The organism is Oleiagrimonas sp., from assembly GCF_027858935.1.
Classification (GTDB): domain Bacteria; phylum Pseudomonadota; class Gammaproteobacteria; order Xanthomonadales; family Rhodanobacteraceae; genus Oleiagrimonas.
This window is the reverse complement of sequence record NZ_JAQIBU010000325.1, coordinates 1-10,480: the sequence shown is the minus strand read 5'-3', so window position 1 is coordinate 10,480 and position 10,480 is coordinate 1. Positions and strand designations below refer to the sequence as shown.

Sequence of the window (10,480 nt, the reverse complement as noted above, 5' to 3'; positions counted from 1 at the left end):
GCAGTTCACCGCCACCTCGATGATCGGCATGATCGCGCTGGCCGGCATCATCGTGCGCAACTCGATTCTGCTGGTGGACTTCATCAACCACTCGCTGGCGGCAGGGCTGAGCCTGGAGGCTGCGGTGGTCGAGGCCGGTGCAGTGCGCGCCAAGCCGATCATCCTCACCGCGCTGGCGGCGATGCTGGGCGCGTTCTTCATCCTCAGCGACCCGATCTTCCAGGGCCTGGCGGTATCGCTGGTGTTCGGTGTGCTGGTCTCGACCGTGCTGACCCTGCTGGTCATTCCACTGCTCTACTACGCATGGTTGTCGCGTGGTGATGGCAAGCACATGCCCGGCGGCGCAGGTCATGAGGGATGAGCAGCTTTCTCTCGGCAGACCCTGCTTTGTGAACAGTTGACCGGGCCACGCGCAATGCGGGCCCGGGCTGGAGGCATCAGCACGATGATGGCGGTTGCCCCCGGATGCGTGCCTGATTCACACACCTGAGCTTCATCGCAGACCGTGTCGCGCCAAGGGAGCCCCCGAGTCGATGGCTCCCTTGCAACGATCGGTGTGGCTCGCTGGCGGCGGTCGCATTCAGGAACCCGGCACGGCCCGTCGCGGTGGACGGGACTGATGTGCGGGCTAGCTTTCCGACACTGGCGTAGCGTGTCGAAACTGATGGAATCGTTGTTGCTGGTGCAGCACGAGCGCCGTCAGAGCTTCCAGGCGTAGCCAATCCCAATCGAGTTCTGGTACATCGAAATGCGCTCATTGCCCGCCGGCGCGCCGCCCATGAACACTGGCAGGATCGAGGAGCCCTGCACCGAGTGGCTGAAGGCGTGCACATAGGAAAAGCTCAACTCACCGCCCGAACGGGTCGTGTGCGTGAAGCCGAGCGTCAGATGGTCGGTAATGACCCCGGGCGCCAGGATGTTGAACGTGACGTCGGCGCTATTGATCGGATTGTCACTGTGATTCATGCCGGCTCGCCAAATCCAGTTAGCGGAACTCCGGTACTCGATACCGAACTTCAGGACATTGATGTCACGCCAGCCGAATCCGGGGCCGTTGGGCGAGCCGAGCTGTGCGGGAACCAGGCTCTGGTTGCCGATCGATCGAACGCCACTGTAATTGATGCGCTGGTAGTCGAACGATAGTGTCAGTGGTACGACCGGCGCCCACGCCATGCCTGCGGAGTAGCTTTCCGGGATGTCGAAGTCGCCTGCTTGCGCGAAGAGCCCCGCGTAGTCAGTGAACCGACTCATGTTGATCTTGCTTGAGTAGGCCGCACCCACCGAGAAATTCGGTGACAGGTGGGCGAAATAGCCGAACCGAATTCCGATGCCGTAGGAATTGCCGTAACCGTTGTTGGTGACCTTGTCTGGCTGCGCGGACAGGCCTGGCGTTCCGGCGAACGCCTGCAGTCCCTTCGCGGCAAAGCGCTGATAGGCGAATTGCGGCGCGATGCCGATAGACTGATTCGGCGTGAATGCATAGGATGCAGTGGGCGCGATGATCAGCTGCACCAGATCCACGCCCAGACGGCCCGAGCCGCACAATATGTTGGCGGGGCCCTGTCCACAGTTGAACTGGCCGCCCGCGTAACTCGTGTTCATGCCGCCGTTGCCGACCACGCTCAGGCCCAGTGCAAGGTTGTCTCTGACCTTGCGGCTATAGCCGAACTCGGGAATTTCGAAAAAGTGTTTGCCGCTGTCGACCGAGCCATCCAGGCCGGGACCCAGGCCACTGCGCGAGGCGCTGCGCCTGGGGCTGAACAGGCTCAGACCGATATCCGAGCGCTCGCCGGCCATCACCATGGTCGCCGGATTATTGGCGCCACCGAAGCTGTCCGTGGCGATCGCCATCGCGGTACCGCCACGGCCAGCCGCTTTCATGCCGTAGCCGGCTGCAAAATACCCGTCGGTCGCCGATACCGTGGTGCAGAACATGGCGGCCATGCCGGCTGTAATAAGGACGCGCTTTTTCATTGACGAATTCCCTTAAATTCGAGCATTGAATTACCAAGATTTGAAAGCCCCTTCGATACCCCACGGATACCTATGCGGGTATACGTATAGCTAGCGAGACTAGCACAGCAAAATCGCCGTGCGCACCTAATTTGATAATCTCTTTGTATTAATGAAATCAGCGGAAAAATAATGCGCCGCAGCATTTAAATCTTAATGCAGTGCACCATTGGGGAAAGGTTTCGACGCCTGCCTGGGCGGAGTCCTCGGACAGCCTCAGCACTCACGCAGATCGCCTTGTCGTGCTAGCCTGACAGGCGGAGAACCCTCGCGGTATGTGCCGAAAAGACACCAGTCCGCAGTTTCCACAAGACAATTTTGTGCGCCGCAAGGTGACGGACAGCCCCATCAAGAGTTCATCGACATGAAAGAGAAAGCGCAGCCTGGCGATCTTCCGCAGGACGAGCAGGCACATCGACGCCGGATCATCACCCGGCTGGCCCGTATCGAAGGGCAGGTGCGCGGGATCCAGGCAATGATTTCCGACAGCTGTTCCTGCGACCAGGTCGCGGTGCAGATGACCGCTGCGCGGCGCGCGCTGGACAAGGCGTTCTATGAAATGCTCGCATGCAGCCTCAATGCTCAGGTCACGGCTTCCAGCAACCTGCATGAGGTTCGCGCCTCGACCCAGGACCTGGCCAGGTTGCTGGCCAAGTTCGGCTGAGCAAAGCTCAGGGTGACAACGACTCCTGCTCCATCTCCAGGTAGACGTTGTACGCATTGCGACGGTTGGCCGCGCCGAAGGCAGGTTCTGCCTTGAACCGGCTCCAGTCGACCTTGCCGTACGCTTCCCTGAAGGGAACCAGGTTGCGCGCTGCCTCGCCCATTTGTTCGCGCAGAAAAATCAGATAGTCGCGGGTCAGCTGGCTGTCGCGTCGAGGGTCGAGCGATGCCGGCCCATGTCCTGGCACCATGACGCGCGCCGGTATGGTCAGCAACTGGTCGATCGCCAACAGCCATTGTCTTGTATCGGCCTCGCCGATAAACGGGACGCGGCCGGAGTAAACGACGTCTCCCGAATAGAGCACGCCGTCGGGCTCGACCAGCATGGTCAGATCCTCGGGTGAATGGGCCGGGCCGACGCGACGCAGGGAAAAATGCACGCCGCCCATATCGAAGGCTTCAGGCTTGTCGAGCCAACGATCTGGCTTGGGCAAGTTGAAGCCGGGTCCGAGCCATCGTCCGATCAGTTGTTTGCGTTCAGTCAGCCGCTCCACGGCCGCACGCGAATTGAGGTACGCATGCGCGTGGGTGTCGACCCATATCTTTGCCCCGATCCGGCGAAATGCCGGAATGCCGTAGAAGTGGTCGGCGTGGAAGTGGCTGATGATCACGCGACGAATCGGTTGATCGGTGCGTTTGCGAATCTCCGCGATCAGTTGGTCAGCCAGCGCCGGTGACCCGAGGGAGTCGAACACAACCACACCATCACTCGTGATCACGAAACCGGCGTTCGCAATAAAACCCTCGTTGGCGCGGCTCGCCTCCTCCAGCAATCCTTCCACGTAGTAGCTGTGCGCCCCTACCTGGTGCACGGTCATGTGCATGTCGCTCTTGGCCCATGGCGGGGGAGTAGCTGGCGCGGCGGCCCGGGCAACTGGCAGCCCGACAAGGGCCAGGCACAAACACAGCATCCGCGCGAGTTTGATCACGCGATTCCCGGGTTGCCCTGTTCGCCAATCAGTGTCGGCAGGTTGAGCCTGGGTGCGGGCACCGACTGATGTGCCTTGAGGTAATCCGCCACCACATCCCAGACCGGCTCGCCGCTGATACCTTCGGCCACGGACGCCCAGCCGGCCACTTTGTAAGTCTTGCCGGGGTCGATCGGTTTGTCATTCAGTCGCATGTCGGTGATCCGCTTGCCGACGGCGGCGGCCGGGGTGCAGGAATAACTGAGCCCGCCCACGCGAACCATGTCGCCACCTTGCTGGTAGTAGGGGTCCGGATTGAACAGGTTGTCGCCGACATCCTCGAGGATCGCTTTCAATCGCTCGCCGCTGAACTCATTGACGGTCACGGTCGGGTAGGTAATGGCGGTCTGGTCCATCAGCCGCTCGCGCGTGATCGCTTCGCCGGGAAGCAACGTGGTGCCCCAGCGGAAGCCCGGTGAAAAAGCGATCTCTGCATCCTTCACTTCCATCAAGGCATCCACGATCAGCTGGTCAAAACTGCCATTGAAGTTGCCGCGTCGATACAGCAGCCCCTCGCTGACAGCCAGTTTCTCGGCCAGCTTGGCTTCGTAAGGCTGACGGTGTTTGGTGATCAGCGCCTGCATCGCCGGGTCGGCCGGGAGCAGGTTGGAAAACACCGGCAACAGGCGATAGCGGGTATCACGCACCTTGCCATTTTGCACGTCGAAATCCAGCACGCCGACGAACTTGCCATTGCTGCCGGCATTGGTGACCAGGGTTTGACCGCCCGGGTTCTTCACCTTCACCGGGTGCGGGATGCCATCATGGGTATGGCCACCGAGAATCGCATCGAGGCCGGTCACTTGCGAGGCCAGCTTGAGATCGCAGTCCATGCCGTTGTGCGACAACAGGACAACCACAGCGGCACCGACCTTGCGTACCTTGTCGATGACCTGCTGCAGATGGTCGGCCTGGATGCCGAAGGACCAGTCAGCCACGAAGTGCTTCGGATGAGCGATCGGGGTGTACGGAAATGCCTGGCCGATCACGGCCACGTCGACGCCATTGACGTGTCGCATCGAATAATCGGGGAACACGGCATCGCCAAAATCGGCTGTGCGGATGTTCTGCGCAACAAAGTCGACCTTGCCCTTGAACGGCCCGTTGATGATTTCCATCACCCGTTCCGCACCGTAGGTGAACTCCCAGTGGCCGGTCATCACGTCGACGCCAAGCTCAAGCTGGGCGTCGACCATGTCCTGGCCCTTGGTCCACAGTGCGGTGGCCGAACCCTGCCAGGTATCCCCGCCATCGAGCAGCAACGCACCCGGACGACTCGCGCGCAGGCGCTTGATCAGGGTGGCCAGATGGGCGTAGCCGCCGACCTTGCCGTAGCGACGCGATGCCTCGACATAATCCAGGCAGGTCAGTGCGTGCGCCTCGCGGGTGCCGGGGCGGATGCCATAGAACTTCAGCAGGTGCTCGCCCGCCAGATGAGGCGGCTGCCCGCGCGCAGCGCCGACACCAATGTTGTTCGACGGCTCACGAAAATGAATCGGCATCAATTGTGCGTGGCTGTCGGTCATGTGCAGCAGACTGACGTTGCCAAACGCTGGCGGGTCATACAGTGCCTCACCACTGCCGGCGGCGAACGCGCGGGACGTCCCGAGCGGCAGGCCGGCAGCAGCGGCGGCAGCCATCAGCTGCATGAATTCACGGCGGTTCATGCTCATGCGGTTCTGGTCTCCGTCACTTGTTGACCGGGGAATCGGGATCGTACAGCAAGGCCATGACGTCCTTGAGCTGCTGCTCGGTGAGGATGCCCTTGCTGCCGAAGCGCGGCATTGCGGAGCACACGGTATAGCCCTTCATGTCGTACAGCATGCTCCAGGTCAGCTTGAGCATGGGCTCGGATCGCCCACGATTCTTGCCGTAGTGATACAGCGACGGACCAATCGTCCCGTACGCAATCTGCTGCTTGTCCAGTTCGTGGCACGCGTAGCAATTGCCGCCGGACGGCTTGGTCGGGTCATCGGAGTACTGCTCGCCCTTGCCTTCCTCGGCGATCGCCTGACCGCGCTTCCAGTCACCGAGGAACTTGCCGTCGGATGGCAGCTTGACCATCGCCTGATTGGCGGCGAGTACCTTGGCGGCCGCGCCTGCCGGCGGCGCGGCGGGGGCGTGCAATGAACACAGTGCCTGGGTCTTGTCCTGATCGAGGCGGTCCATGCCGGCCTGGCCCTTGGCCTGGAACGACGCCTCCATGACCGCCTTCGCCTGCGCGTTGCGATCAGGTGACGGCGACTTGTGGGCATGCACGGCCGCGGTGGTAAACACCGGTACGGCGGCAAGAACGATCACATAGCGAATTAGTGGATGCATGGTCGACTCCTTAACGTTTGAGGCCGGGGGCCGCCATCTTTCCGCCTTCGGCGTTCTTGGCGAGAAACATGGTCAGGTCAATCGCGGCTTCCGATCCGTACTTCAGTTGCGGCAAGCGTTGCTGGCGGAAGCAGTCACCGATGCGCCACTCCATGGTGCGAACTTCACCTTGCGAAACACGGTAGGCAGGCCATGTCGCATAGGTGTCGCGTGCATCCTTACCGGGGCCGGCGAGATCGGGCAATTGCTGCAGGCGGATGCGCTTGCCTACCTGTCCGTGGCAGCTGGCGCACGAAAAATCATGCGTGCCGGCGCGATAAAAGAAGATCGCCTTGCCCAGTGCATAGGCGCGTTTTTCCTCGGGATGCTCCAGTGGCAGGCTGATTGCCACACCGTTTGACGCATCGACCACGTAGGCGGCCAGTGCCTCCAGGTCCGACTTGCGATCACCTTCGCCGAAGCGATTCTTCAGGATCGCGGCCTTGTCCATACCCTGGCCATCGACCATGCAGGTGAGCAGCCGGCTCTCCATATCCTGCACTTTTTTGGTGTCTGCAAAGTAGCGCGGAAGGTGCGCATAGGCACCCTTGATGATGCCCGTGCCCATGCCGAGATCACAGGACTTCGCCAGTGACACGTGCTTCGAACCACGCACCTCCTTCCACAGGTCCTGACCTCGCAGTGTCCACAGTACGGCGGGATTATCGTCACCGAACATGGCGCGATATTCGGCCACCGGGTCGGGCGCTGTCTGCGCCCATACCAGCGATCCGGCCAGGCTGGTACCTGCCCCTGCAACGATGGTCAGCCAGAATGTCAGCTTTCCGATTTTCAGTCTCATGATGTCGTCTCCTGGATCGTGGTCACTGCTCAGGGCTTGATGTATGCGTAGTGTTCGCGCGACTGCAGTCGCGCGATTTCAGCCATGCCGGAAGGGACCACCACGATGCCGTCGTCCAGCGCGTCGGGTTTGATCTTCAGCGTAGCCATCGTGGTGCCGCACGCCTCTACGCGCACGCCGCTCTGCTGTAAATCCTCGATCATCAGCGCGAACGGGTAGCCACCCTCGGTCAGGCTGCCCTTGACCAGGAAACGTACGCTGGGACCAATCGCGACGATGATGATTTTCGCCGTTGGATCGGCCTTCAGCTGGTTGCGCACCTGGTGCAGGGCAGTCGTGGTGCCCTTGCTGTCGGCGTCGAGGTGATAGACCACGCGCACGGGTTCGGTCGTGCCTGCCGCCGCCTGCGCCGCGTCCACGGCGGCGCCCGGTGCCAACATCGCACCAAGGACGAACAGCAAGGTCAGAGCCTGTTTGCGCATGTTTTTCCCCGTAAAGACCACGGCGTCAGGCGGACACCCAATGGTGGCGTCCGCCTGAAGCCGATGGGTGTCCTGGTTTAGCGAATCTCGGCCTCGTCGGTACGACTTTCGCCCGCCGTGTCGGTCCAGGTGACGGTGACCTTTTCACCAGCGGCACCACCCTTGAAGCGGAATGCCAGAAACGGATTCTTCGAGACTGCCGGGCCCCAGTCCGCGGTCAGTACGTCCTTGCCCTTGCAGCTGGCCTTGACGTTCTTGATGTAGCGGGCTGGCACCAGCTTGCCGCTGGCATCCTTGCGCAACCCGGTTTCCATCGGGTGCGACATCAGGACTTTCACCTCGACCGTGTCACCGGTGAGGCTGGCGCGGATACGCATGGGATCTGTCATGTCTTATTGCTCCAGAATCAGTTCAGCCGCCGCAGCCGCCAAGGGTTACCTTGACGAGCTGGTCGGTATAGAAAAAGCCCTTGTCGGTCTGCACCAGCGCGTAGACCTTGGAGGTCTCGGCAATCTTCACGCGGGTCATGATGTACGGCTCGGTGCCATCGGGAATGTGGAATGTGGCGGTGAGCGCATGCGGGTTCTTCTCGGACACGATCGCGATCATGCGCGTGCCCGGCAGCTTGCTCTCGATCACCAACGGGACCACGGCGCCGTTCTCGGCGATGGGTGGCGCCTGCAATGAGATGTCGGACGAGGGCTGGGCCTTGCTTCCGCCCAGCGCCTTGACCACATCGTCCAGGGTCTGTGCCTCGAATTGTTTGCGATCATCGCCCACTGCCAGCGGGCTGGTGGTTGCTGCGGCCAGTGACGGCATCAGGCCGGTTGCGAATACGGCCAGCATGGCGGTTCCGGTGGCGCTTGCCTGAAGGAACTCCCTTCTCGACATTTTCATTGATAAATCCTCAGCTGAATTGCGTCTGCAATGGGTGTGGAAGGGCGAGTCTGGATAGACAGGTAGTGCATGGCATTCATTTCTTCGACGTCTGGTCGAGAACCCAGCGCGTCATGATCTCCAGGTCAGCTTGTGACAGGTCGGGGTGCGGTGGCATCGGAATCGTGCCCCAGACACCGGCGCCACCGTTTTTGATCTTTGCGCTCAACAGCTTGACCGCGCCGGCGTTGCCCCGGTACTTGTCCGCCACCGCGCGAAACGCCGGACCGACCACTTTCTGGTCGAGCGCATGGCAAGCCGTGCAGCCGTTCTTTGCCAGCAGTTCCTTGCCACCGACGACCGCCGCGGTCAACTCCGACTTCGGCGGTGCTGTCTCGTTCATGCTGGCCAGTCCACGGAAGTTGTCGCGAATGTCGCCATAGAGGTTTTTCACGAAGCCCTTGGGCAGGTCCGCGGTCACTTTGACGTCCTTTGCGCAGTGTTTCATGCAGGCCGTGTTGTGGACATCAGGCTTGCCATGCACGCTCATCAACCCCGGGAAGGTCTTGAACCCATCGCGATAAGGCATCTTTACCTTTGGCAGGGTGTCCTTGTTCGCCACGAAATCGTTCGGCACCACATTGTTGAGATTCAACACATAGGCGGAGACCGCGTAGACCTGATCGGCCGTCAGCGATTTCGAGTGCGGAAACGGCATCGCCCGGTTGATGTAGTCGAACAGGGTGGTGGCGTAGTTGAGCTTGGTGGCGACGGCCGTCAGCGCGAGGTATTCGTTGCTTTCGCCAAAGGTGCCGTGGCACGCAGCGCAGTTCGCGTCGTAGACATCGTTACCCTGGTTCACCGAACCCTGTCCGGCGGGAAGGCCCTGACCATCCGGGCGGACATCGATGTTCCAGCCGGCGATCTCGGCAGGGGTCGCCTTTTTCCCCAGATGGTACTTGTCCTGGCTTCGCGCCGGCACGGACACGATCATGGCCAGCAGGAAGATCCCCAGCAACGTGCCGCAGGATTGATCACACTTCAACATTGTGCACCTTGCCTTCGGCATCGATGAGCCATGTCTGGATTGCATTGTTGTGATAAATCGAGCGGGTCCCGCGCACTTGGCGCAGCTGGCGCATCTTCGGTTGCACGTAGCCGGTCGAGTCGATGCAGCGGCTCTGCAGCAGCGCTGGGCTTCCATCCCATTTCCAGTCCGCGCGGAATCGAGTCAGCGCCTTGTTCAGCACCGGCGTCTGCAGCGTGGCCGTGCGCCAGTTCTTGCCGCCATCGGTGGAGATGTCGACCCGCTTGATGCTGCCGCGACCGGACCAGGCGAGTCCGGTGATCTCGAAATAGCCGCCCTTGTCGAGCAGTTGCTGACCGCCGGAGGGCGAGGTGATCACCGACTTCGCTTCCTGGATCCAGGTGTATTGGCGGCTGCTGCCATCGGGCATCAGGTCGCTGTATTGCAGCGATTCTTCGCGGGTATTCCACGGCATGTCGCCAACCTTGAGTCGGCGCAGCCACTTGACGTTCGAGATGCCCTGCACGCCAGGCACCAGCAGGCGAACCGGGTAGCCCTGCTCCGGGCGCAGCATTTCACCGTTCTGGCCGTAGGCGACGAGTACGTCGTCGAGCGCGAAGTTGATCGGAATGGTTCGCGTCAAACCGGCGCCATCGGCACCTTCGGCGAGGATGTACTTCGCCTTCTTGCGATCAAAGCCGACATCGTCCAGCAGGGTGGAAAGCGGTACGCCGGTCCATTCGGAGCAGCCCAACATGCCATGCGTGTACTGCACGGTGGGCACGGACGGGTTGGCCCATTCCATCGCGGAGTTGGCGCCGCACTCGATGAAATGGATGCGCGATACGGAGGGAAACCGCAGCAGGTCCTCCATCGTGTAGATCTTCGGTTCGCGTACCAGGCCATGCAGCATCAACCGGTGCTCATACGGATTCACCTCGGGCCGGCCGTTGTGGTCGCGCTCGAAATGCAGGCCGTTGGGCGTGATGATGCCGAACAGGTTCTGCAACGGCGTGAACGCCACCGAGGACTGCGTGGTGGTGGTCAGGCCGGGGCTGCTGCGCCGAATGATGGTCTTCTCGTAGGGAGAAGGCAGGCCATACGGGTTAGCCCCGACCGGCTTGCCGAGCTGCTGCGACCACGGCGGCACGTTGGGCGGCAGGTGCGCCGGGTCGGCCGGTGCCCCGGTCGCTTCGGCGCCAAATGCCGAGCCCGCGGCAACCAGCGC

12 protein-coding genes are annotated in these 10,480 nt (G+C 61.6%); 2 read left to right on the top strand and 10 right to left on the bottom strand.

Going from position 1 to position 10,480, the window contains the following annotated elements; genetic code table 11:
- The coding region (locus tag PF446_RS12385; RefSeq protein ID WP_298072048.1) for an efflux RND transporter permease subunit at positions 1-361 on the top strand (361 nt) is incomplete at its 5' end.
- Positions 362-699: 338 nt separating this feature from the next.
- Here PF446_RS12385 and PF446_RS12380 read toward each other — a convergent pair.
- Complete coding sequence (locus PF446_RS12380; RefSeq protein ID WP_298072046.1) at positions 700-1,974, bottom strand: outer membrane protein transport protein; 1,275 nt, start codon at positions 1,972-1,974, stop codon at positions 700-702.
- A gap of 403 nt (positions 1,975-2,377) precedes the next feature.
- On the opposite strand from PF446_RS12380, the gene PF446_RS12375 reads away from it, so the two are divergent.
- A complete protein-coding gene (locus tag PF446_RS12375; RefSeq protein WP_298072044.1) occupies positions 2,378-2,677 on the top strand; it encodes a metal-sensitive transcriptional regulator in 300 nt (99 codons plus the stop codon).
- A gap of 7 nt (positions 2,678-2,684) precedes the next feature.
- Here the strand turns inward: PF446_RS12375 and PF446_RS12370 are convergent, their stop codons facing one another.
- The 9 genes from PF446_RS12370 to soxC form a co-directional block, all read right to left on the bottom strand.
- Positions 2,685-3,665 (bottom strand): MBL fold metallo-hydrolase, encoded by a 981-nt coding sequence (locus PF446_RS12370; protein ID WP_298072042.1) that lies wholly within the window; start codon positions 3,663-3,665, stop codon positions 2,685-2,687.
- A complete protein-coding gene (soxB, locus tag PF446_RS12365) occupies positions 3,662-5,377 on the bottom strand; it encodes a thiosulfohydrolase SoxB (protein WP_298072040.1) in 1,716 nt (571 codons plus the stop codon). The genes PF446_RS12370 and soxB overlap by 4 nt, the downstream gene beginning before the upstream one ends.
- A gap of 16 nt (positions 5,378-5,393) precedes the next feature.
- Positions 5,394-6,026, bottom strand: coding sequence for a sulfur oxidation c-type cytochrome SoxX (gene soxX, locus PF446_RS12360; RefSeq protein WP_298072038.1), 633 nt, complete (start codon positions 6,024-6,026; stop codon positions 5,394-5,396).
- Between the two features lie 10 nt (positions 6,027-6,036).
- Complete coding sequence (gene soxA / locus PF446_RS12355) at positions 6,037-6,867, bottom strand: sulfur oxidation c-type cytochrome SoxA (protein WP_298072036.1); 831 nt, start codon at positions 6,865-6,867, stop codon at positions 6,037-6,039.
- A gap of 29 nt (positions 6,868-6,896) precedes the next feature.
- A complete protein-coding gene (locus tag PF446_RS12350; RefSeq protein WP_298072034.1) occupies positions 6,897-7,349 on the bottom strand; it encodes a DsrE family protein in 453 nt (150 codons plus the stop codon).
- 77 nt (positions 7,350-7,426) lie between these two features.
- Positions 7,427-7,738, bottom strand: coding sequence for a thiosulfate oxidation carrier complex protein SoxZ (gene soxZ, locus PF446_RS12345; protein ID WP_298072032.1), 312 nt, complete (start codon positions 7,736-7,738; stop codon positions 7,427-7,429).
- Between the two features lie 22 nt (positions 7,739-7,760).
- Positions 7,761-8,246, bottom strand: coding sequence for a thiosulfate oxidation carrier protein SoxY (gene soxY / locus PF446_RS12340; RefSeq protein WP_298072030.1), 486 nt, complete (start codon positions 8,244-8,246; stop codon positions 7,761-7,763).
- Between the two features lie 76 nt (positions 8,247-8,322).
- Complete coding sequence (locus PF446_RS12335) at positions 8,323-9,273, bottom strand: c-type cytochrome (protein WP_298072028.1); 951 nt, start codon at positions 9,271-9,273, stop codon at positions 8,323-8,325.
- Positions 9,260-10,480, bottom strand: a 1,221-nt coding sequence (soxC, locus tag PF446_RS12330) for a sulfite dehydrogenase (RefSeq protein WP_298072026.1), incomplete at its 5' end; no start/stop codon positions are given. The genes PF446_RS12335 and soxC, both read right to left, overlap by 14 nt.

Bases quoted from the DNA above. Each gene is read 5' to 3' on its own strand.
- soxY (WP_298072030.1), bottom strand. From the start codon at position 8,246: ATGAAAATGTCGAGAAGGGAGTTCCTTCAGGCAAGCGCCACCGGAACC.
- PF446_RS12350 (WP_298072034.1), bottom strand. From the start codon at position 7,349: ATGCGCAAACAGGCTCTGACCTTGCTGTTCGTCCTTGGTGCGATGTTG.
- soxA (WP_298072036.1), bottom strand. From the start codon at position 6,867: ATGAGACTGAAAATCGGAAAGCTGACATTCTGGCTGACCATCGTTGCA.
- soxB (WP_298072040.1), bottom strand. From the start codon at position 5,377: ATGAGCATGAACCGCCGTGAATTCATGCAGCTGATGGCTGCCGCCGCT.
- soxZ (WP_298072032.1), bottom strand. From the start codon at position 7,738: ATGACAGATCCCATGCGTATCCGCGCCAGCCTCACCGGTGACACGGTC.
- PF446_RS12380 (WP_298072046.1), bottom strand. From the start codon at position 1,974: ATGAAAAAGCGCGTCCTTATTACAGCCGGCATGGCCGCCATGTTCTGC.
- PF446_RS12335 (WP_298072028.1), bottom strand. From the start codon at position 9,273: ATGTTGAAGTGTGATCAATCCTGCGGCACGTTGCTGGGGATCTTCCTG.
- PF446_RS12375 (WP_298072044.1), top strand. From the start codon at position 2,378: ATGAAAGAGAAAGCGCAGCCTGGCGATCTTCCGCAGGACGAGCAGGCA.
- soxX (WP_298072038.1), bottom strand. From the start codon at position 6,026: ATGCATCCACTAATTCGCTATGTGATCGTTCTTGCCGCCGTACCGGTG.